General features: G+C 47.6%; 16 protein-coding genes and 1 CRISPR repeat array. Of the genes, 5 read left to right on the forward strand and 11 right to left on the reverse strand.

The window, feature by feature from the left end:
- Positions 1-81 precede the first annotated feature (81 nt).
- Entirely contained in the window at positions 82-2,148 is a 2,067-nt protein-coding gene (locus tag QUA40_RS03775; protein WP_333121893.1) for an elongation factor G, read from the reverse strand.
- Between the two features lie 317 nt (positions 2,149-2,465).
- Complete coding sequence (locus QUA40_RS03780) at positions 2,466-4,379, reverse strand: heavy metal translocating P-type ATPase (protein WP_333121895.1); 1,914 nt, start codon at positions 4,377-4,379, stop codon at positions 2,466-2,468.
- A 586-nt stretch (positions 4,380-4,965) separates the two neighbouring features.
- Between QUA40_RS03780 and QUA40_RS03785 the strand changes: the two genes are divergently transcribed.
- Positions 4,966-6,066, forward strand: a complete 1,101-nt coding sequence (locus QUA40_RS03785; protein WP_333121897.1) for a precorrin-8X methylmutase — start codon at positions 4,966-4,968, stop codon at positions 6,064-6,066.
- A 5-nt stretch (positions 6,067-6,071) separates the two neighbouring features.
- Here the strand turns inward: QUA40_RS03785 and QUA40_RS03790 are convergent, their stop codons facing one another.
- From QUA40_RS03790 to QUA40_RS03815, 6 genes are all read right to left on the reverse strand, one after another.
- Positions 6,072-7,262, reverse strand: coding sequence for an RNA-guided endonuclease TnpB family protein (locus tag QUA40_RS03790; protein ID WP_333121899.1), 1,191 nt, complete (start codon positions 7,260-7,262; stop codon positions 6,072-6,074).
- 548 nt (positions 7,263-7,810) lie between these two features.
- Positions 7,811-8,350: direct repeats of the CRISPR family, unit length 37 nt; unit sequence GTTTCAATCCCTGATAGGGTTTTAGGGTTTTTCCGGT.
- A gap of 279 nt (positions 8,351-8,629) precedes the next feature.
- Positions 8,630-10,744: a DNA-binding protein gene (locus QUA40_RS03795; RefSeq protein WP_333121901.1), complete on the reverse strand. Its 2,115-nt coding sequence runs from the start codon at positions 10,742-10,744 to the stop codon at positions 8,630-8,632.
- Between the two features lie 264 nt (positions 10,745-11,008).
- A complete protein-coding gene (locus tag QUA40_RS03800; RefSeq protein WP_333121903.1) occupies positions 11,009-12,772 on the reverse strand; it encodes an NACHT C-terminal helical domain 2-containing protein in 1,764 nt (587 codons plus the stop codon).
- 350 nt (positions 12,773-13,122) lie between these two features.
- Positions 13,123-13,815 (reverse strand): hypothetical protein, encoded by a 693-nt coding sequence (locus tag QUA40_RS03805; protein ID WP_333121904.1) that lies wholly within the window; start codon positions 13,813-13,815, stop codon positions 13,123-13,125.
- Positions 13,816-14,018: 203 nt separating this feature from the next.
- Positions 14,019-14,804, reverse strand: coding sequence for a PP2C family serine/threonine-protein phosphatase (locus tag QUA40_RS03810; RefSeq protein ID WP_333121905.1), 786 nt, complete (start codon positions 14,802-14,804; stop codon positions 14,019-14,021).
- A 183-nt stretch (positions 14,805-14,987) separates the two neighbouring features.
- A complete protein-coding gene (locus QUA40_RS03815; RefSeq protein WP_332953856.1) occupies positions 14,988-15,650 on the reverse strand; it encodes a VWA domain-containing protein in 663 nt (220 codons plus the stop codon).
- A gap of 244 nt (positions 15,651-15,894) precedes the next feature.
- On the opposite strand from QUA40_RS03815, the gene QUA40_RS03820 reads away from it, so the two are divergent.
- The gene (locus QUA40_RS03820; RefSeq protein WP_333121907.1) at positions 15,895-16,497 is read left to right on the forward strand and encodes a Uma2 family endonuclease; all 603 of its coding nucleotides are present in this window, start codon (positions 15,895-15,897) and stop codon (positions 16,495-16,497) included.
- A 52-nt stretch (positions 16,498-16,549) separates the two neighbouring features.
- Complete coding sequence (locus QUA40_RS03825) at positions 16,550-16,804, forward strand: DUF6737 family protein (protein WP_333121908.1); 255 nt, start codon at positions 16,550-16,552, stop codon at positions 16,802-16,804.
- A 287-nt stretch (positions 16,805-17,091) separates the two neighbouring features.
- Here the strand turns inward: QUA40_RS03825 and carB are convergent, their stop codons facing one another.
- The 3 genes from carB to QUA40_RS03840 all read right to left on the reverse strand — a co-directional run bounded on the left by carB (position 17,092) and on the right by QUA40_RS03840 (position 21,493).
- A complete protein-coding gene (gene carB / locus QUA40_RS03830; protein WP_333121910.1) occupies positions 17,092-20,403 on the reverse strand; it encodes a carbamoyl-phosphate synthase large subunit in 3,312 nt (1,103 codons plus the stop codon).
- Between the two features lie 513 nt (positions 20,404-20,916).
- The gene (locus QUA40_RS03835; protein WP_333121911.1) at positions 20,917-21,156 is read right to left on the reverse strand and encodes a hypothetical protein; all 240 of its coding nucleotides are present in this window, start codon (positions 21,154-21,156) and stop codon (positions 20,917-20,919) included.
- Positions 21,157-21,247: 91 nt separating this feature from the next.
- On the reverse strand, positions 21,248-21,493 hold the full coding sequence (locus tag QUA40_RS03840; RefSeq protein ID WP_333121912.1) for a hypothetical protein: 246 nt from the start codon (positions 21,491-21,493) through the stop codon (positions 21,248-21,250).
- 145 nt (positions 21,494-21,638) lie between these two features.
- Between QUA40_RS03840 and QUA40_RS03845 the strand changes: the two genes are divergently transcribed.
- Both QUA40_RS03845 and QUA40_RS03850 read left to right on the forward strand, forming a co-directional pair.
- Positions 21,639-21,893 carry a hypothetical protein gene (locus tag QUA40_RS03845; RefSeq protein ID WP_333121914.1) on the forward strand — a complete coding sequence of 85 codons (255 nt, stop codon included), beginning with the start codon at positions 21,639-21,641 and terminating at the stop codon, positions 21,891-21,893.
- Between the two features lie 34 nt (positions 21,894-21,927).
- Positions 21,928-23,109 (forward strand): murein transglycosylase A, encoded by a 1,182-nt coding sequence (locus QUA40_RS03850; RefSeq protein WP_333121916.1) that lies wholly within the window; start codon positions 21,928-21,930, stop codon positions 23,107-23,109.
- The last annotated feature ends 252 nt before the right edge of the window (positions 23,110-23,361 follow it).

Genomic DNA, 23,361 nt, shown 5'->3' on the forward strand with positions numbered 1-23,361 from the left:
AACTCCTACAAAAACCCGGTTTCTTGAAGAACAGCAGTTATATCCTACTGTGCGAGAAACCGGCTTTTTCAAGACAATTACCTAACTTTTACCGTTACCGTTTCCATTGCCGCCAGTCGTTAGCAAAACCCGCTTAGCTAAAGGTTCCGGCACTTCTTGCAATCGATCGAACTCCCAATTAAAAAATCCGACTCCCATTGTCTGCGATCGCAATTCTACGATCAAATTCTGCATTTCTGCGATCGGCAAATAAGCAGAAACTGCATCCCATCCCTTCCAGTCTTTTTTACCTTCGTAGCCGAGAATTTGGCCGCGGTGTCCGCTGACCAACTGCAACACCTTTGATGTACACTCGTTCGGAGCGCAAATTTCCACTTTGGCGATCGGCTCCAGCAATGCCGGTTCGCACTTCGCCATTCCCTCCTGCATCGCCAAACGCGCCGCTTGCTTGAAAGCTTGTTCGGAACTGTCCACAGAATGGTAAGAACCGTTCGTCAGCGTCACCACTACGTCTACCACGGGGAAACCCAGCGGGCCGCGATCCAAATACTCGCGCACTCCCACTTCCACGCCGGGAATGTACTGTTTTGGGACGACGCCGCCGACTATTTTGTCGGTAAACGTGAAACCTTCTCCGCGAGGCTGCGGTTGAATGTCGAGGTACACGTCGCCAAACTGCCCGTGTCCGCCGCTTTGGTGTTTGTAGCGCCCGTGGATGGAAGATGCTGGTTTGCGGATGGTTTCTTTGTACGGCACTTGCGGTAAGTGAGTTACCATCGGCAAATTATACTTGCGGCGCAACCTGTCTAAGGCTACTTTCAGGTGGATTTCGCCTTGACCCCAAAGTATAATTTCGTGAGTGTCGCCATGCTGTTCCCAGACTAAAGATGGGTCTTCTTCTAGCAATTTAGCTAAAGCCGAGCTCAGCTTAACTTCATCGTTGCGCTTTTCTGGGACGATCGCCAGTGCGTAGACAGGCGGGATGATTTCGGCTTTTGGCAATTCGGACGATCGGTCTAGCGCCAGCGTATCGCCTGTTTTCACGCCTTCTAGCCTTCCCAAAGCCACAATTTCCCCGGCGCTGACAGACTGCAAACTTTGCGTTTGCTGGCCGGTCAAGCGGTACAAACCGTTAACTCGAACGCCGTTCAAAATTGCTCCGTCTGCCAGCGTCCCCCGCCACATTCTCACTAACGATAGTTTACCTCCCTGCGGCGTGTAATAGGTTTTGAGGATTTGAGCCAGAACTTTGTTTTCACTTTGTATAATGCCGCGGCGATCGGCTGTAGTTTCCGGTGTCGGCGCTTCCCTCAGCAAAGCTTCCAGCAGAGGCCGCACGCCGAAATCTTGTTCGGCGATGCCGATGAATACTGGCACAATTAAATCTGCGCCTAATTCCATCTTTAAATCGCGGGTAATTTCTTCGGCGTCGGGATTGATTTCTTCGAGCAATTCTTCGAGTAAATGGTCGTCAAAATTCGCCAATTCTTCGAGCATTTGCTGCCGCGCTGCGCTTTCTTGTGCTTTGAGGTGTTCTGGAAGCGGGACGGGATCTGCGGCGGCGCCCGGATGGTAGTGGTAAGCTTGTTCGGTTACTAAGTCGATAAAACCGATGATTTGTTCGTTTTTGCCGATCGGATATTGGTGAGGTACGATCGGTCTGCTGGAAACGGATTTGAGCGCGTCGATCACCTCGGTGAAGTTGCTGCCGCAAGCAGTTTCGTCTGTGCAAGCGCGATCGATCTTGTTGATGAAAACTAGGTGGGGAATTTCCCAATCGTCGAGGAATTTGAACAGGGGTGCGAGGGTTAAAGTGCGATCGGCAACGGGTTCGCAAACAATTATCGCCGCATCCACACCAATCAGCGCATTGTAAGTTTCTTGGGCAAATTCGATCGAGCCCGGACAGTCGAGAAATGTGAAGCGGACGCCTTGATATTCAGCGGTGGCGGCGTTTACTTCTACGCTCATTTGGCGATCGCGCGCTTCCGGCGAACTATCACCTATTGTGTTGCCATCTTTGACATTTCCTTTGCGGGTAATTGTCCCTGTCACCGACAGCAAACTTTCGAGCAGTGCGGTTTTACCGCTTAAATAAGGGCCAACAATTGCAACGTTCCGCGTGGCCCCAATGACTTTTTCGTTCATAATAGCCTCCAGCACAAAACTTGTTTTCTATTGCTCTTGGTGCAATCAGTTCTATACCATTTTCTAGACTTTTTCTAGGTTAATTTTTATTGCAGTTTCGAGCAATTTCTGATTTTGGTATGATTCTATACTTTTGACGCTAGCTTATTTTGAGTGACCCAAACACAAATTGTAGTTTTTCTTAATATTTTTTTGAATTTTTAACCGCAGATGAAGGCAGATTAACGCAGATTAACGCAGATAAGAGTCTCGTTCCCAGGCTCTGCCTGAGAACGTATTTCTAGAGGCTCTGCCTCGATTTTAGCGGTTTTTGGTGTCTAATTTCTCAGGAGGCGCAAACCGCTTAAGGTTACTATTACCGTAGAGCCTTCGTGACCGATGACGCCGAAAGGCATGGTGATATTTGCGAAAAAATTAGCTGCCAACAACAGGACTATGCAACTGAGTGCAAAAATAATGTTTTGTTTGACAACTTTTTGAGCGCGGCGGCCTAAACTAATTGCTTTAGCTAGTTGCTCTAACTTATCTGCCATTAATACGATATCAGCAGTTTCTAAAGCAACATCGCTGCCGGAAATTCCCATCGCAATGCCGACGGAAGCTTGAGCGAGGGCGGGGGCGTCGTTGATGCCGTCTCCTACCATTGCTACAGTTTGATACTGGGTTTGCAGTTGTTTGATTGCCTGCACTTTGTCGAATGGCAAAAGTTCGGCGTACACTTCTTTGATGCCTAATTGACGGGCGATGTGTTGAGCTGTTTGCTCGTTGTCGCCGGTCAGCATAATTATATGTTCTACGCCTAATTTTTGCAAGCATTTTACCGTTGCTGCTGCTTCGGGGCGGAGGGTATCTGCTACTGCGATGATTCCCAAAAGCTGAGCGCCCTTTGCCACCCAAACAACGGTTTTACCTTCGGCTTGCAACTGCTGGCTGATTTGAGCTAATTCGGAAGTTGCTTCGACAAATTCTGCTTTACCAATGGCTATGATTTGATTGTTGACTTTGCCGACAATTCCTTGACCGATTTTTGCTTGTACATCGGTAGCGGTTGGCAATTGTAACTGTTGCTGCTGGGCGGCGCTGACAATTGAAGAGGCGATCGCGTGTTCGGAATGAGCTTCTAGGGCAGCAGCCAATTGCAGAACTTCTGTTTCAGTATATCCGGCTGCTGGTACAATTTGGATAACTTCAGGTTTTCCCGTGGTGAGAGTTCCGGTTTTGTCAAAGGCGATCGCCCTGACTTTACCAATCATCTCTAATTGCGCGCCACTTTTAAACAAAATTCCCTGTCTCGCCCCGTTAGCAATTCCCGAAAGCAGCGCCGGCATAATCGAAGCCATCAGCGCGCAGGGGGAGGCGACTACTAGGAAAATCAGCGCCCGATAGATTGTCTCTTCCCAATTCCAGCCTAAAATAAAGGGCGGCAAAGTTGCCAGAAGCAAGCCTAAACCGACAATTAATTTGGCATAACCGCGCTCGAATTTTTCCACAAACATTTGAGAAGGCGGCGCTGCTGTTTGCGCTTCTTGAACCAGCCGAATCACTCGCTGAATCAAGCTGCTTTCTGGAGTTTTATGAACTTCGAGTTTTAGCGCGCCGACACCATTAATTGTACCTGCATAGACTTCATCGCCGCTGGTTTTCTCTACGGGCATCGACTCGCCGGTAATCGAGGCTTGGTCGATCGCACTGTAGCCTTCAATAATTATCGCATCTGTGGGGATGATTTCTCCGGGCTTGACTAAAATGTAATCGCCAATTTCCAATTTGTCGATCGCAACTTCCCGTTCCCCGCCGTACATTACCACCCTAGCAGTATCCGCAGTCAAACTCATCAAACTGCGGATGCTGCGTTCAGTCCGCTGCATAGCATAACCTTCCAGCGCGCCGCTAATTGCAAAGATTAAAATCAACACCGCACCGTCAACAATTAAATGATATTCTTGCCGCCACAGCCCCAAACCTGCCGCGCCCAAAGCAGCAACAATCATTAACAAATCTACATCTAATTCGCGTTCTTGAAAAAGCGTAGTTAAGCCTTCGCGGGTGCTGGAATAGCCGCCGATAACATAAGCTGCGGGTAAGATGAACACAGCTACACCCAGCCAGCCGAATTGCAGCGCTAGCGAACCCAAGATTACTAGAATTCCGCACAGGGCCGCAGTCACAGCATCTGGATGTTCTTCGGCTAACTGGGAGAAGCGAGAAATTGAGAGGGAATTGGGAGTCATGGGGGAAATTTGATTTGGTAGAATGACTCCTGTAGCCTAAACCTTGACATTAATGTCAATGTCAAGAGTAAAACTAAAATAAATTACAAAACTCGCCCCTCGTTGAGTCGCAGAGTCCGACATTCCGACAGGGAATGAATTCCCTGTCTCATAGCGCAAGTCCTCTGAAAGAGGACTGAAGATAGCTGAGAATTGAATTTAATGTTTTAGTCGGTTTTAACCGACTTCTGCTATGAGACGGGGAATTGATTCCCCGGCGGACTCTGGGTGAATTCGAGAATCAAATATACAATCAAAATCCCAAAATCCAATGCAATAAGAATAGTTGAGTCCCAGAGTCCGACAGGGAATGAATTCCCTGTCTCATAGCGCAAGTCCTCTGAAAGAGGACTCAAGAGAGTTGAGAATTGAATTTGAAGATGGCTGAGAATTGAATTTAATGTTTCAGTCGGTTTTAACCGACTTCTGCTATGAGACGGGGATTTCAATCCCCGGCGGACTGTGGGTGAATGCGTGGGAATTCATTCACTCCTAGGACTCTGGGTGAATTCGAGAATCAAATATACAATCAAAATCCCAAAATCCCATGCAACAATACCTAACAATCAAACAACTTACTGAAGCGGTAAAAGGCGCTATTACGCCTCGGATGGTGCGGCATTATCACGCTTTGGGGCTGCTATCTCCGGCTGTGCGATCGACCTCTAACTACAGATTGTATACCCGCAGCGATGTGCAAAGACTGCAAAGAATAGTCGCACTCAAGCAGCAAGGCTTTCAACTGTCTCACATCCGGAAACTGTTAGAAACTGATGCGGATGCTTCCCCAGACGCGCTGATGGCGACTCTGCAACGGCAATATCTGTCGGTTATTCAGCAAATTGTTCGCCTCAGAGAAACGGCTTCGGCGCTGGAAGGATTGCTGGGACGGGATATTTCCTGTCAAGCGGTGCAAGCGGACGCCCTGGCGCAATTAAGGCTGTTGCAGGCGGAAACTGAGGGGGGGTTGGATGAGTTGGAACAACTTTGGGAGGGTTGGGATGCGGGGGCGCACACTCACCCGGAAGATTTTGGGGAGTCGTTGCAGCATTTGTTGCCGGATTTGACTGATCGCTCGGAAATTGAGGTAGACTTGCTCTCTAAACTGGTGTTAGCCTGCGGAGATTGTTCGCTGCTGCCGTTTGTGAAGTTGAGCACAACGGCGATTAAATCGGCGCGGGAAGCTTTGAAAAATCAGTGTCAAATTGTGGCTGATGTGCCGCCTGTTTTTGCGGCTTTGGATGGGACTAGATTGGCGCATTTGGGAACAAGTATTGCAACTTTAATTGATGATCCGCACATCAATGCTGCGGCGGAAGCGGAACAGGAATTCTGGCAGCATGGTGAGTGGTTTGATAAGTTGTTGAAACTGGAAAAGGGATGTATATTGGTGATAGGATATGCGCCGTCTGTGCTGATGGCGGTGTGCGAGGCGATCGAGAACGGGGAACTGCAACCGGCTTTGGTGATTGGAATGCCGATCGGTTTTAGTCATTCTCCGGTGGCGAAACGGCGGTTAGTGCGATCGGGCGTTGCTTATATTACGACTGTGGGAACTTTTGGCGGCGGGTTGTTGGCGGCGGTTGCTTTGAATGCTTTGGTTGAGTCTTTGATTGAAAAGCCGAATTGTCATTGTCATCTCAATTGAAATACTTACCGTGCTAAAGCAGCGGTGATTTTTGACGCTTCATCGGGTCTTGCTACCGAAGTAGTCTTACAGTCCCTCAGCGCCCCTTTAGAGTCGTGGCGATTCCCCATCCCGACTTGCTCTATATTTCTAGCAGCATTTTCGTCTCTGTCTTGTTCAGTGCCACAACTGGGACAAAGCACTGAGCGAATAGACAAATCGATTTTACCCCATTTAAACTCACAATCTGAGCAGACTTGGCTAGTAGGTTCCCAGCGACTGATGACCTGAAACTCTCTGCCAAATTTTTCGGATTTAGCCTCGCACAAAGTCCTGAATTCTCTCCATCCTTGCTGGCTAATCGCTCTCGAAAGTTTCCGATTCTTGACCAGGCCCGACACATTTAAATCTTCCAAAACTATCACTTGGTTTTCGTTGACTATTTTGGTTGACAATTTGTGTAGAAAATCTTTGCGGGTATCGGCAATTTGATTGTGCAACTTCGCAATCTTAATGCGGGTTAGATTTCTTCTCCTAGAATCTTTTGGTTGACGGGCTAATTTACGTTGCAGTTTACGAATTTTCCGGTCTAGCTTTTTATAGTTGGGACTTTCGGCTTTCTCGCCGTTGCTCATCACTGCAAAGGTTTTTATCCCTAAATCAATCCCGACACTTGAATTCTTAGCCTCAGTTTGAATTGATTCAATCTCTACAACAAAACTCAAAAAATAACGGTTTGCACAGTCCTTAATTACTGTGACAGAACTAGGTTCCGACGGTAATTCTCTTGACCAGACTGGGTTGACAATCCCAATCTTAGCTAAGTATACACCTCCGTTCTCCTTCATTGAGAATCCACGGCGGGTAAGTCTTGCCGATTGGCTGCTAGTTCTTTTTTTGAACTTAGGATACCCAACTTTACGTCCTTTTCTATTTCCTTTACAGGAGTCGAAAAAGTTCTTGAAAGCGATTTCTAAATCAGCCACCGACTGCTGCAAGGGAACACATGACACATTCTCCAGCCAAGCTCTTTCGGTTGTCCGTTTTGCCTGAGTAATTACTATCTTCTGAAGTTCGGTCGATTTGGGCTTCTTTTCAGACTGTTTGCAGAGCGCAAGAGCATCGTTCCAGACTACACGAACGCAGCCAAACAACTGAGCCAATCTCTGCTGCTGTTGGTCTGTCGGATAGATTCTGTACTGATACCTTGCTTTCATTATTTTTTGTTGCTTGAATTACTCTATCATACCATGTATTGTTGATACAACCCTTGAAAGATTGAAGAGAATTAAATCCGTCCTAGAAGGACGGGGCTTCAGCCCTCCGCTACGCTCCGCCCAGTTCTTTGGTGAAAATGGGATTTAGGTTTATGGTGGCTTAATTTGTATTTTGCTGCTTCATATCAATTCCGGGTGCGCCGGAATGATATCAAATCCCCGCTTCATCGTCCGTCCTGGTAAAGTCGAGTCAAGCTGCCAACAAATATCAGCGCAATTTTCAGTTTTTCGACTCACAATCAACAGTCATGTCTGAGTGCAAGCGGAAATGATATCATACCGGATTTAGTTTCAATGTTTGATAGGGATTTAGGTTTTTTGCAGCGCGCTTGGACTTTGTTTCAATCCCTGATAGGGATTTAGGGTTTTTCCCGCTACATTGTCCTAGGCGAAAGCCTTCTAATAAAGGGTTTCAAGGCTTAGATCGGGAAATAGGGTTTTTCCGGCCTACCATTTTTATATTTATTGACTGATTGCAAGTGATAGCAGTTTCAATCCCTGATAGGGTTTTAGGGTTTTTCCGGCTTTCTCCGACCCCGTAGCCTCCTGCCACAATGCGGTTTCAATCCCTGATAGGGTTTTAGGGTTTTTCCGGCCTTCTACACCACATCTCATGTGGCGTTTAACGAGCGGTTTCAATCCCTGATAGGGTTTTAGGGTTTTTCCGGTGGCTCCGGATGGGGGCGCGATGGAGCGATTCCGGGTTTCAATCCCTGATAGGGTTTTAGGGTTTTTCCGGTGCTAAACCTGATATCACCTACGATGATTGGCTTGTTTCAATCCCTGATAGGGTTTTAGGGTTTTTCCGGTTTTAACGGATATGCTTTTAACATCTTCAGAGGTACAGAGTTTCAATCCCTGATAGGGTTTTAGGGTTTTTCCGGTGTCCTCTGGCGATGGCGATTATTATGGATATCTGAAGTTTCAATCCCTGATAGGGTTTTAGGGTTTTTCCGGCCTGTATGCTACCTACAAGACACTTTGCCAATATGTTTCAATCCCTGATAGGGTTTTAGGGTTTTTGCGGCCGCCCGTTCCAGAAGCTTTGCTGTATTTAGTTTTCAACGTTCAGTTGCGTGAATCTAAAACAAAAGTACCATTTCAGCCTTCGACTTGTCAATACCCAAATTTTCATACAGCCATAAAACCCTTATCCTGCATAGATTTCAGCGATTGCGGCTACCCTTTTATTGGTTAAAGTGCCTCTAACCCTTACAGGCTCTACATTATAGCCCCCAAATTTAACACCTCGATTTTTACACCTACCCATTCACGCATTTTCAACCCAAAAAAACACATCAACCCGATCACCACTTCCCCAAAGCCCCCCAAACAGTACCCGAAACCACCCCCCAAATCGCCCCCAAACCAGACCCCACGATCGCCCCCGCCACAGGCCCCAATTCCACCGGCACCCCAGCGCTGACAGCCGGAAACATCGCAGACACCCCCGCCCCCAACACAGCACCCGCAAAAGTCCCCAAAAAACTGCCCCAAATAGCCCCCAAAAACCCACCATTTACACCCGAAGGCTGAAACGAAATCGGCAACTTCGGCGCAAACCCGCAAAAACCCAACAAACCCCCAGAAACCACACCCCCAACCGAACCCACACCAGCCGCCACGATCGCCACACCCAGCAACAAACCCGCAAACTCATTCACCGGCCGCATCTGGCCACCGTACTGCTGCCAAACCACCAGCCCAGCCCCCAAAAAAACACCAGCCAGAGTCCCCACAAACGAGCCCCAGACAGCCCCCAAATACCCTCCCCGCCGGCCCCATACCCTCCCCATCGGCAGCGCCAGAGGAGGCCGAAAAGTTGCCCAAACACAGCCCCAGACAGCACCAACCCCCGCCCCAGCCAAAATCCTCTCCCCGATTCCCGGAGTGCTATTAATCGCGCCAAACACCGCACCGCCGATCGCCGCCAACAAAAAACCGCCCCAAGCCGCCCCCACCAAAACTCCGCCCCACTTCCGCCAAATCTGATTCGGCGGCAAAGTAAAAACGCCCCACATCATCCCAAAAAAACAGCCCCAAATCGTACCAACAAAAATCGCCCCCAAAATAGCGCCGCCGCCCTCAGCTATTGCCGAATAAATCCCCCCGATCGCCGCCAAACACAAACTGCCCCAAACACCTCCCCAAGCAGCATCCTGAAAAATGCGCTCAAACTTGCCCACGGGAATCTGAGGCGCAGGAGTCCGACTCCGAGACATCGGCATCGGTAGCAACGGCACTGCGTAGTGGCCGAGGGGGCGTGGCAGCCCCGTGGCGGGCTGTTGTCGGCGCACTGCGGGTGGGTTCACGACAGGCGGTGGTTGGGGCTTTTTACGCTTGCTTTTCGCGGGCTGCAAGTGCAATCCGTTGCTGACTGCTTGCCGCGAAGGAAAAGGATCGCGGCCTTTGAGGAATTTTGCCCGATCGCACCAAGGGCACCGATTCAGATGATTTCCGTATTTATGCTGACTATTTTTGCTGCAAGTAACTAAAGCATCTTCCGCTTCCCGAATCGCATTCACCCAAGTTTTCGCATCCGGGCGCGCCAAAGGATTGCCGTGCCCTTCCTCAAAACAGCGGATAAACAGTTGCCGCAGTCGCGGATGCAGCATCTCAAAAGGAGGCGCAGCCGGCATCGGGCGGTAGGGAATCCGCTTCGTACCTGTAGGGAAATGGCCCGATCGAATTCTCGCTTCCAAAGACGGCGGTTCATCGCTACCGAGATAAACTCCCGAAAACGGGTGCGTACCTTCCATCAGCAATTGAAAAATTAATACCGCTAAACCGAACAAATCGTGCTCTGGAGCTCGATCGATATCGCGGAAAGTCTGCCCCTGCAACTCCGGCGGCGTAAACTCCGGTTTCCCCACGGGACACCGATAAACGTAACCCGTATAAGGATCACGCACTTGAAACGAATCGGTGTCTACCAGCGTTACCAACGCCGTATCAGTCACGAGAATATTCGACTCGTTTACGTCGCCGATGACGTAACCCCTGATGTGGAGGGCGTTGACAGCCGAGGCGAGATTTCGGGCGGTACGGTGGAGGTAAAGATAGCTAAATAGGGGTTTTTGTTCGCGCCTAGTTTTGGGAGTGTAGAAAGTGTGTACCGGCATCACTTTGTTGACGTGCGGCATCACAAAACCGACGATTTTTTCTCGCCCGCCGACAGTATGCAGCAAATCGATCGGCCAAGCAATGGAAGCGTGCCCGGGTTCCGCGATCGGCGCATCCGGCGGCATACTGAACATGACTGTGAGTTTGTCGCCGTCTTCGTCTGTCGGTTTGTGGTAGATTTTTGCTACAAGGGACGAGTCTTGGGCGATCGGGTAGATGCGACCTTCACCCCCACTGGCGATCGCGGTTTTGGTGTCGATCGCAATCAGTTGTCCGCTAAATTGGCGCTGCAACTGCATAGAATTCCGTTATGGGATACAGGATTTGGAAGCCATCACTCAATAAATTTGACTTGCCCATTAAATCTTACCTTTGTTATGACTTAGGCACCGGTGAGGAGAAACCGGGTTTTTCACCAAAAGAGGCGTTGCAGCCCGCAGATTCGGTAAAAAACCCGGTTTCTTGGGTCGGAGTGGGTAAGCCCTGTTTCCATTAGTGGGATGGGCGTCCCGCCCGTCCATCCATCACTAGGATGGGCATCCCGCCCGTCCCCGCTATCAAAATTAGATGTGAACCAGCTTCAAATCCACCGACAATAACAACATTTTATCCTCAATTTTTTGTCTGACGGCCGGTGTCACCTGACAATTATCGCTGTTGAGGCATTCCACCAGCAAATTGTGGGCATAGTAATACTGTTTCAGCAAAGTTTTCTGTTGGGGGCGGAAGTCTCGATTGTAGCCGATCGCAGTTTTGAATTTTGCCAGCCAACAGCTACCGCACTCTTTGCGCCACTTTTTCCAGTTTTGCAAATCAGGCATCTCCGTCTGAAATTGTGCCAGCAGTTGTTTAAGTTCTGGTTCAATATCCAGCGCCCAAATGCCAACCAAGATACCCGCCAGATCATTATTAAAAGCCAATTTCAGAGACTCGTTAACATCAGCAAATTCTACATTTTTCCCAGCCTTTGCCAAACAATTCCGAAACTTGCTAACTTTCGATCTATCAAACTTCAGACTCGGATCGAGCACGCGAGTCAAAGCCAAATCGAGGACGCAAACTAAGGCAACATAAAAAGCGCGAATTTCCGCAGGTTTAAAATTCCTTTGCACTAACTGAGACTTGTGATTTGCCCAAATTAGCAACTGCTGCAAAGTTTCATCTTTAGCCACCATACTGTCTAATTTTTGTTGCATCAGCAGCAAAAGTTCGTCAGCAGGTTGCAAAATGCTGACAACTCTCACAAATTCATTTTTCCACTTTTTGTCTGTAATTCGGCTGACCAATTCTGGCAGGGATTCCGGGTTCGCACTGTCAATCACATATTCTGGTTGAGTTTCGCTTTCCTCTAGCAGTTCGTCAACTGCGCTTTTGATAAAGTTATCCACCAACCAGTCGCGGGTACGCGAGAAATTGCTCTCCAACTCTAGGTAATGGCTGCCTAATTTTGCCTTAAAGTCTTTGGGAAAAATCTCTTTGGCGACTAACATATTTTTCCAGCGAGTTAGCTGGCTGGCGTTGCGTTCGGGAAAGCGGTGATACAAATAGTCGATCGCGATCGCGTCTAGAATATCCGCACCCAGGATTTCCCGGCGTTTCACCTCGTTTTCTAGCGCCATTTCTCGCCGCCCAGTTAGATCCAGATCCTGGCTAACAGTTGGTTCAATCAACTGCTGAATCAGCCAGTTTCCACCATGAAAAAAATCGCGATTAAACTCCAAGTAAATCGCGCCAAACAAAGCTTCAAAAGTCTCCGAAAGCAATCTACTATACTCGCTTTCGTCTGTTTGTTTCCGATTCCAGACGCGCCAACCGAGTTGGTTTAATTTCAAATTTTGTGCAAGTTCCGCAAGTTTTTTCGGGTCTGATAAACGAGCTTTTAAAGTTGAGATAGCATCTGGATCGAGTTCTGGATATTCCCGGTACAGGTAATCGGTAACAACAGCACCGAAAATCGCTCCGCCTAAGAGTGACAGCCGTTTGTACTTAACCTCTTGCCAAGCGGGAGACTCCTCGGGGCAATCGGAATAATCGCTGGTATAGTAACGGCAATTCAAGGCGATTTCTAGCAGTTTTGTCTGCTGAAAGCTGGGAATGTTGATCGCTGCTTTGACTGCTTCAATATCTACATTATGTTTAATTCGCTCTAATTCTTCTTCACATTTACCCCACTTTTCCAACCAATCACCGCCCGCATCTTCCACATACAAATCTACAAAATCTACCCCGTGATTCATCCATTCATCCTGCATTTTTCTGGCAGCTTCCAGTTCTTCCCAGACTTTATGCAAGTTATTTTCAACGGTGTGTGTACCTTGTACTGTCATAGTATTTGATTTTGATGTAATTTGATTTTATTTCCAACAACTATACGGCGATTAAATCAAATCTCAATTCAATTTAGGCCGAGTGGCTAGTTATTTAACAAGATTGATTGCTGCGGTAAATCTTCCCTGCTTAGCCTTGGTATCAAGCACCTGTTGTCGCCGTCTGGCAGACCCCTCCCGGAACCAGAAAAGGGGAGGAAGAATCTTGCTCCGCCTTCCCTTTTGCGGGAAGCTGTCTGGGGACTAGGCTTTTGCCATTGTCGAAAATTGTGCAATATGTGAGTTAGTCAAATTTTTTTTTCACGGATTTTGGAGCAGTCGAACTATTCTCAGCAGCAGATATGCTTGATTTACGGGAACTTGAGGTAACGACCTGCGGGCAAATTATCACTATTATATAATGCAATGTTAACTAACTGGTTCAGAAAATTTGCATCGTTTTTATCATAACTTAAAAATAATCCTCTGTCAATCCCCCAATCTTGAAGAGTTTGTTGCCAATTCTGATATTTTTGTTCAGAGAATTCATCCGAAAGAGTTGTGACTTGAATGCAGAGGGGCTGTTGTTGGCGATTGCTAACGATCGAATCGGTTGCCATAGAAAGATCTGCAACATATCGATACAAAACAGTGCCTTGGCGATCGACAATTCGGGCTGCGATCGCACGAATGACGAGATCGTCAGCCGGATCGAATTTACCGGCTTTCAGTTTTTGTTTCCAGATGTAAAATTTGCGATCGTTTTCCCTCAGCCATTTAGGAAATAGATAGCTGTACCAATACCTTTCCCCCGGAGTCATTAACTCAAACGCGGCTTGCTGTTCTCTTTCCGAAGGTAGAGATTGAACTGCCAGCCAAACCTGAGAATCTCGGATAAGCTGCAGCAAAAAAGCCATCACAAATTTTTTAGCCGTTAGCGAACCGGGTTTAACATCTTTCACCCAGCGATTGATTTCATCCAATCTTCTCGCCAAACTCGGATCTATTGGATCTGCTGCGCTAATTAGGGAGTTGAGCTTATCCTTAATCTCTTGTGCTTGCAAACGACGACCTACTGTACAAACTAAAGCAAATTTGTTGACACCTCGATTTTATTATAGAACCGCACCAAATTTTCACCGCTGATGAGGTTGAACGCATTAGACTTGTTGCAAAATTCAGAATCGGAAATTTTTAATCCCAAATCAACGCCAATTCACGCAGATGGGTGTTGGCTTTGGCAAAATGTCTATCAAAATGTCTATTTTTAATTGTCCTGTGCCTCCGAACTCGAAAAAGTTGCTAACAATAATGTTAAGTCATCATCGGTGCGTTCGGAAACGCGGGGCGATCGCAAAAATGACTCTAACTGCTGTTTGGCATCTTCCTCTTCTTTCCACTCGGCAGAAAACCGAAACAAAGGCGCAAAAAACGGCTTGTGCGGCGTGCCTTCCGGGATTTTGAGAGCTAGCATTTGCAAGCCGTCGGAAAAAACGGCCAAGTGCCGCAGTTTTTCCCGCAGTACCTGAAATTGCGCTGTTTCTATCGCATTCGGCGAAATCAAAAATATAGTTTCGTTGATGTATTCGCCGCAGGGAGGTACAGTCAGGGCGATCGCATTTCCGGCACTGTCACCTGCTACCGCCGCACCGTCGCCGATTTGAGCAACTGCGATTAATTCTGGCGTAGCAACAACAGCAATTAAAGTGCAGGCTAAATCTCTCGCAGCCACTTCCCGCACAGCCGCTTCTGCTTCCACCTGCGCCCGCGCAACTTGCAGTGATGCTGTCAAGAATATCTGCCATTCATCGTCATTTTGAGGCAGCCTTTCCTGTTGCTGGCAAATCGTTTCGACAACCGCTTCGACAGCAATTTTTGCCCCAACTTCTGCGAGTGCTGCGGAGCCCGCACCGTCGGCAACCGCTGCCACTAAAACACCATTTGGCAAGAGACGCCAGCAATGGGCATCTTGACAGGGCTGCGATCTTTTTTCGTGGCTCGTACCTATCACCGATGCCGCTACAACTTGCCAATTAAAGGATGAATTCTGCATTAATAACTCTTTAACTCAAAACTTCGTAAATTCACAACTATGCAAAGTCTGGACGGGTTTATTTATCCCTAATTATGTAGGGCGATGCACACCACACCTTACTAATTATGTAGGGCGATGCACACCGCACCTTACCGCTTGTCACATACTAATGACCAATGACCAATGACTAATCACTAATGACTAAACAGTTCCCCATCCGGGTGGCGGCAGTGCTACTTGTTCATCAATTTTTGAGTGAGAAACTCTCTGCATACTAGCCGACAGCCAGATGAACATCTCTCTAAAGTCTAATCCTCTCAATTTTACAGGCGTGCGCTCGACTATTTGCGCCAGACGGGTGATATTAGCACCTTCCACTCCGACTGCAAAAAATGCCACGCGCTTGTTAGTTTCTTCCTCTTTAATCCGCTGTGCTGCTATTTCCACAACATCATCTGATTCGCCTTGAGGTTCGCCGTCGGTAATCATAAATACCCACGGGCGGTAATAGGTAATGCCGTTGTTGCGGTATTCGGATTTGCGGGCCGCAATGGTATCTAATGCTAGCTGAATGCCTGCGCCCATGTGGGTTTGTCCTTGAGCTGTCAGCAGTGGCGTCTCGAACTGGTCGGCAGTTACGAAGTCTTGCACGACTTTGATATGATTGTCAAATGAAATAATCGCGACTTCGACTCGCTTTTTAGCTAGTTCGTCTTTAATTAGGTCATTCCTAAAAATTTCCAGCCCCTCATTCAAGGCATCTATGGGTGCGCCTTGCATGGAGCCGGAGGTGTCCAGCAGGAGGACGCAGGGACAGCGCGGCTCTGGGTTTTCGGCAAATTCTACGGCTTCGTCTAGTCTCATGGTTCGGGGTTGACCTGGGAGTGGCTCTATTTCTAGGTTTGTTACTTTACTGTATCAAGTCAGTAACAAATTTAAGTGCAAATTGCTAGGGCGATCGCATTTTACCATTTACGTGAATCGATTTTTGATTTTTGATTTTATATTTTAGATTTGAGGATTGGATGTCTGCTGTCAAAAAAACAAATTTCTTCCTGCCTGTGGTAATATAGACTAATAATATTACTGCAAAATAAGGATAAATCTTATGATTGCAACAGTCACGCAAAAATTAACCTTTGACCAATTCCTTGTAGAATGTCCCGAAGATGGACTCTATGAACTGGTAAATGGAGAAATTGTAGAGAGGAATGCCACAAGAAATTATGGTGATGTTGCTAATTTCATGTTATTTGGCTTCAACGATGAAATCCGGCGACTAAGTTTTAATTATGTAGTCAACAATACCGCCGTTATCAAAACTGTAAGTAAAGCCGGCATCGAACAAGGGCGGAGACCGGATGTCAGTGTAATCGATCGCGATTTCTGGCCCTCGAACCGTTCGGCTTATGCTGCATTACGGGAACCAATTCAACTGGCAGTGGAAGTAACATCAACAAATTGGGAGGACGATTATATAGACAAATTGGACGAATATCGGCGCCTCGGAATACCTGAGTATTGGATTGTCGATTATTTAGCAATTGGCAGCAGAGAATTTCTGGGAAATCCCAAAGTTCCCACTGTATTTGTCCACCTTTTGGATGCAGAAGGCAACTATCAAAGAAGCGCGTTTAAAGGCAGCGAACCAATTGTGTCGCCGACTTTTCCCGAATTAACGCTGACAGCAGAAGAGGTGATGAATGTTTAACTTCGGTTAACCCAGCTAGCCCGACTATTCTCCATAAACAATCACTAAAAATATGAAATCTATTTCTGATAAAAAACTTTCTAATCAAAAAGCTATTAGTCCTTGGAGTTACAAACCTTGGTGGTGCCAGCCGTGGTCGATTCTTTTAACTGGTACTAGCCTGATTAGCGGTAGTTGGTTTTTATTAAAAACTGTTTGGATAACTGTTTTAGTCGCGATTCCTTTATTAGCTTGGATGGGTTTTTTCTTGTTAGTTTGGCCGAGGTTGATGCTGTCTAGCGGAGTTTTGGAGTCCGATGCAGATTAGGTTTTGGTGGCGCGCACCTTATGTTGAGGATAAGGTGCGCGGTCATTGGTGTCAACAAACACGTTAAACTCTCAGTCCGGCAGGGGTTTCAACAAGAACCTCCAAGCGAAAGTCCTCGCTATCAGGACTAATGAGTTCTTCAGTCCTCTTTGAGAGGACTTTCGCTATAAGACAGGGAATTCATTCCCTGGCGGACTGCCGGGTGAGCGGGAGGACTGGCGGACTAAAAGCCTAAGTTGACACTAATAGTGCGCGCTGCACACCCTAAACATAGGGTGTTTCGCAGTCTATGTTTGCGGGTAATAGTCTTGAATTGCTTTTACTTCCATCGGGTGGGATTTGAGCGATCGAATTCCCGCTGCTGTCGCTTTGGCACCGGCTATTGTCGTAATAATCGGGATTTTGTAAGTCAAAGCTGTGCGGCGGATAAAGATTCCGTCGGCTCGGGAGTCTTCGCCGGAAGGGGTGGTGATAATTAGTTGAATTTTCTCATTCTTGATCGAATCCAACAAATTCGGCCGCCCTTCGTGCAGTTTCAATTCCAAATCTACGTCTAAACCTTGCTCTCGCAAAACTTTGCGTGTGCCGTGAGTTGCGACTACTTTGAAACCCAATTCTAAGAATTCCTTGACAACTGGTACAACTGCTAGTTTGTCCCGATCGCGCATCGAAACCAACACAGTTCCCAACAGCGGCATCATTTGTCCGGCACCTAATTGAGCTTTGGCAAAGGCTTTACCAAAATCGGTGTCAATTCCCATGACTTCGCCGGTCGATCGCATTTCTGGCCCTAACAAGGTATCAGTTCCCGGGAACTTAGCAAAGGGCAATACAGCTTCTTTTACCGAAACATGAGTGGGTATAATCTCTTCAGTAAAACCCAAAGCTTCTAGAGTTTTGCCAGACATGACTCGCGACGCCATTTTGGCTAAGGGAACTCCGATCGCCTTGGACACAAAAGGCACTGTCCGAGAAGCGCGCGGATTAGCTTCCAAGATGAAAACTTGTTCCCCTTGAACAGCAAATTGAATATTCATCAACCCGATTACTTTCAGGGATTTTGCTAATTCAATAGTCCAGCGGCGGATTGTTGCCAAAGCTGCCTCAGAAAGCGTTTGGTAAGGGATAGAACAAGCAGAGTCGCCGGAGTGGATTCCCGCTTCCTCGATGTGTTCCATAATACCGCCGATCGTCACATTGCCAGTAACATCGGCGATCGCATCTACATCCACCTCGATCGCATTTTCCAAGAACTTATCAATTAAAATCGGATGATCGGGTTCTACCAGCACGGCATAGGTCATATAACGTTCCAATTCCGTATCGGAATAAACAATTTCCATTGCTCGCCCGCCTAACACGTAACTCGGCCGCACCACCACCGGATAACCGATCCGTTGAGCTACTATCAAAGCATCCTCAAAACTACGCGCTAGACCATTAGCAGCTTGCTGAATATCCAACTCCCGCAGAATCTTTTCAAAGCGCTCCCGGTCTTCAGCAGTATCAATGGAATCCGGCGAAGTTCCCCAGATTTTTGTTTGTACATCGGGGTGATTTTCGAGAGCTTTTTGTAAAGGAAGCGCCAATTTCAGCGGGGTTTGTCCGCCAAACTGAATAATTATTCCCTCGGGATTTTCGGCTTCGATGATGTTGAGAACATCTTCTTTTGTTAGCGGTTCAAAATACAGGCGATCGCTCGTATCATAATCCGTCGAAACCGTCTCCGGGTTCGAGTTGACCATAATTGTCTCAAAGCCGTCTTCTCCTAGGGAATAAGAAGCGTGACAGCAGCAGTAATCAAACTCAATTCCCTGTCCGATGCGGTTCGGCCCGCCACCTAAAATCATCACTTTTCGCTTGGTAGAAGGCAAAACTTCCGACTCCGGCGCGAGACTGTGGCCCACAGGCGAAATCTTCTTTTCTTCATCGCCCAAGTCCCAAATTGCCGCTCCCGCTTCGTAGGTGGAATAATAATACGGTGTAAACGCTTCAAATTCAGCGGCACAGGTATCGACTGTTTTGTAAATCGGAATTACGCCTAACTCTTTGCGGTAAGCGCGAACTTGATCTTCCGATGTTTTGGTGGCGTAAGCAATTTGGCGATCGCTAAATCCCAACTGCTTTACTTCAAACATCGTCTCTTTTGTCAACTCTTGCAACCGCGTTCGTTTCAAGAACTTCTCCGTTTCCAGCAATTCCTGCATTTTATCCAAAAACCAAGGGTCGATTGCTGTGAACTCGAAGATATCTTCCACCGACATTCCCATCATCATCGCGTGGCGAACTGTAAAAATGCGATCGGGATTTGGCGTCCGCAATCCGGCGCGAATTTGTTCCAAACTCGGCAACTTTTCCGGTTTATCGCAGCCGAAACCTGCACGGCCTGTTTCTAATCCCCGCAGCGCTTTTTGGAAGGATTCGTTGAAGCTGCGCCCTATCGCCATTACCTCCCCAACCGACTTCATTTGCGTTGTCAGAGTCGGTTCGGAACCGGGGAACTTTTCAAAGGCAAATCGGGGAATCTTCGTCACCACGTAGTCAATTGTCGGCTCAAAAGACGCCGGAGTTTTCTTGGTGATATCGTTGGAAATTTCGTCTAGGCTGTAACCTACCGCTAATTTGGCCGCCATTTTTGCAATGGGGAAACCAGTTGCTTTCGAGGCCAAGGCGGAGGAACGGGAAACCCGAGGGTTCATTTCAATAACGATGAAATCTCCGTTGACAGGATTGACGGCAAATTGAATATTGGAACCGCCGGTTTCAACTCCGATTTCGCGAATAATTTTCACCGAAGCATCTCGCAGGCGCTGATATTCTTTGTCTGTGAGAGTTTGCGCCGGGGCGACAGTGATAGAATCGCCAGTGTGGACGCCCATCGGGTCGAGATTCTCGATCGAACAAATAATCACCACATTATCTGCCAAATCTCGCATTACTTCGAGTTCGTACTCTTTCCAACCAATCAAAGATTGTTCGATCAAAATTTGCGATACTGGACTGGCATCAATCCCGCCTTGTGCCATTTCTTCAAACTCTTCTTGATTGTAAGAAATGCCGCCTCCCGTGCCGCCCATTGTAAAAGCAGGACGAATAATTAACGGATAACTGCCGATTTGGTGACCAATTGCTTTGGCTTCGTCGAGAGTATTAGCAATTCCCGAAGGGCAAACTGCGACGCCAATTCGCGCCATCGCTTCCTTAAATAATAGCCGATCTTCGGCCATTTCAATTGCTGGCAACTTAGCACCAATCAACTCAACTTTGTACTTTTCTAAAACGCCATTTTTAGCGACTGCCACTGCTAAATTTAGCGCCGTTTGACCGCCCATAGTCGGTAAAATTGCTTGAGGTCTTTCTTTAGCGATGATTTGTTCGAGGATGGCCGGCGTTAGAGGTTCGATGTAAATACGATCGGCAGTTTCCGGATCGGTCATAATCGTTGCCGGGTTGGAATTCACCAACACTACTTCAAAACCTTCTTCTCGCAAAGCTTTACAAGCTTGTGTCCCTGAATAGTCAAATTCACACGCTTGACCGATAACAATTGGGCCGGAACCAATGAGAAGAATCTTTTTTAAGTCTTGACGACGGGGCATAGGTTCGTAATTGGTAATTGGACAAGGTTGAGGATTAATTTGATATTTTGAATCACTCTTAGAAACAAGCTTTCTAAGCTGTTTCACCAAAAGCTTACTCAAAATAGTGCAAGTTTTGCTGTTAATGTGAAATTGTGCACCATTATCAGCATTTTGGAAGCAGAACCTCGCAACTCCGGCTGACAGACACCCGCAGCTAACCAAAAATATTGATGAGAAAAGGGTGCAGTCGATCGGTAAATCCAGACTATTTTAAGTGTTGCGGTCAAATCGTGTTCTAAAATACACAATCCCTGTATTCCGCCGGATTAATCATTGTAGAGACTTCGACCAAGGCCTGTCCTGACTATGGGGAACGGGTAGAATTAACCGGCTTAGAGGATGAAATTTTTCGTAGCTTGCGGGGCGTCCCGCCATCGCCCTCCGAGGATGTCAAAACCGTATATCCAGCCATGTAGACGGGGCGATGGAGGGCACGGCATTGCCGTGTCCCTACCTTATTTGATCAAATTTTTAGGCTTTGCGCGATCGGCGAATGAGTACACTTATAACTTGTCCCGGCTTTGCACCTCGCTGCGGCGGGCTCCAATCCCCGACGGCGGCAAATCCTAGTCGGTACAAGGTGTGGATGGTTTCTAACACGGCTGCGCGGGAACCGACAACCGTGATCCGCACGACTTCCTGTTCCGATACTGCTGAGGCGTCATTTGGACGCGCGGAAAAGTTATCGTCAGGTACGAATTCCTGTGACATAATATGGTCTCCTGGTTTTTGGTTTTCTAGGAAAACCCAAAAACCCAGCCGCCCCGCACGGTAACACAGAGCAGGGCGGCTACAGAGAGTGTTAAAATTCTCCATTAGCCTCCAGACTGGTTAGCTCAGTTTGGCGGTTAGCTGTCCATTGCTGTTGGTAGCAGCTTTGGGCAGTGCAACTAGATTTTTGAGCGACGTAGGCTGCTTGCTCTTTGAGCAAAGCAGCCTTAATTTCACAGCGTAGCCGCAGATGGGGGCCGCCGTCAATCGATTTAAGATTTTGGATTTTAGATTTTAGATTGAGATTTTCACCCTTTCCCGTCTCCTCCTCTCCCACTCTCCCCCTCCCCCGTCTCCCACTCTCCCCGTCTCCCACTCTCCCTCTGGCTCAACCCAACCTACTCGATGAGGGAATGGGCCGAGGAAGAGGTAAAATATGGAATCGTTCCAAAAGCTTAAAATCAAAAATCAAAAATACAGATATGCCTAGAACTCCCAGTGAATATTCCGTGCACCTGTTGATTGAGGGCGGCCACCGCGAAGAAATCCGTTTCGCAACGCTGCAAGATTTTCAACAGTGGTATAAAACTCTGGTTCCCAAACAAGATTCGTCAGAATTTGTTAATGTCCCGATCAAAAATATTCAAGGCGAATACATGGTAGTTCGGCCTACCAGCATTCTCGCAATTCGCGTAGAACCGGTATTTACTTCTAGCGTCGAGCGATACGAGGAATAAGGAAAATCATCAATTGAGTAGGGAAAATTGGAAATTGAACAAGATTTTTCGCTATCAGCTATTAGCGATCGCCTGTTGCGTTTTGGCGATCGCTTTTTCGGTACCCGTAGTTGCAGCCCCGCCGCTGCAACCCATTAGTCTAAATCAATTGCAAGCTGGCGAGTCGGATGAGCTCGCCTTTGATGCTCAAATCTGGGGCGAAAATGGCAAACCGGGCGATCGGGAATTGCTGTTAAAGTCGATCGACAACAGCCTCCGCTATCTCGATACATCGGCCGCCGGCAGTGGTTACAGCCGCTATCCAGTAGCAGGAGTTACGCGCGATCGAGTTCGCCGTTCCCTCGATCGATTCCGCCAATTAGTTGTCAGTTCCACAACCCCTGCACAACTTCAGGAATCTGTCAAGCGAGAATTTGTATTTTATAAATCCACGGGCAAAGATGGCAAAGGAACAGTCGCATTTACAGGTTATTTCGAGCCGACTTACGCAGCATCTCGCACGCCTAATTCCGAATACCGTTATCCCCTGTACCGGATGCCGCCAAACATGGCATCTTGGCCGAAACCTCACCCGACAAGATTAGATTTGGAAGGCGCAGATGCTTTGCAGGGAAGCAAAGGATTGCTGCGAGGATTAGAATTAGTCTGGTTGCGCGATCGATTCCAAGCATTTCTCGTGCACGTCCAAGGTTCTGCGAGATTGCAGTTAACAGATGGTAGCGTGATGACCGTCGGTTTCGCCGGCAAAACCAGTCACAGTTATACAGGAGTTGGGCGAGAATTAGTTAAAGACGGAAAGTTTACTTTAGAAGAGTTGAATTTGCCGAAACTAAAGGAATATTTCACCAACTTTCCCGCAGAGATGAACAAATATTTGCCAAAAAATGAAAGCTTTGTATTCTTCCGGGATACTAATGGAGTTCCAGCCACAGGCAGCATTGGAGTGCCTGTAACTGCCGAAAGGTCGATCGCCACCGATAAAGCCTTAATGCCCCCCGGTGCACTAGCATTAATTAGTACAAAACTCCCTTATCCGAATGCGGCGGGACAACTCGAACAAAATGCCGTGAATCGGTACGTTTTGGATCAAGATACTGGCGGTGCAATCAAAGGTGCGGGGAGAGTTGACATATTTATGGGAACGGGGAATTTAGCGGGCGATAGGGCCGGTTATATCAACTCAACTGGAGCACTGTATTATCTGCTTTTAAAGTAGATTTATTCTACTTCATGTGGTTGTTTGCTGTGCGTCGCAATCCAGGACACGGCACTGCCGTGTCCCTTGTATGTTAAGAGTAGTCTGGTGGAAGACGATGAAAAAGTCTATCTGCTTCGGTCAGGTGAAGCTGGCGTGTCCCTGAGACCTTAATGAGTCTGTTGCGTAGATTAGCTCCCTAGATCCGAACGGTGACTGGTTTGATCCTGACACTGGACAGTATCTTAGGCCACTTTTTAAGTTGAGCCTGCA

This window comes from Microcoleus sp. Pol11C3 (assembly GCF_036701485.1).
GTDB lineage: Bacteria > Cyanobacteriota > Cyanobacteriia > Cyanobacteriales > Microcoleaceae > Microcoleus.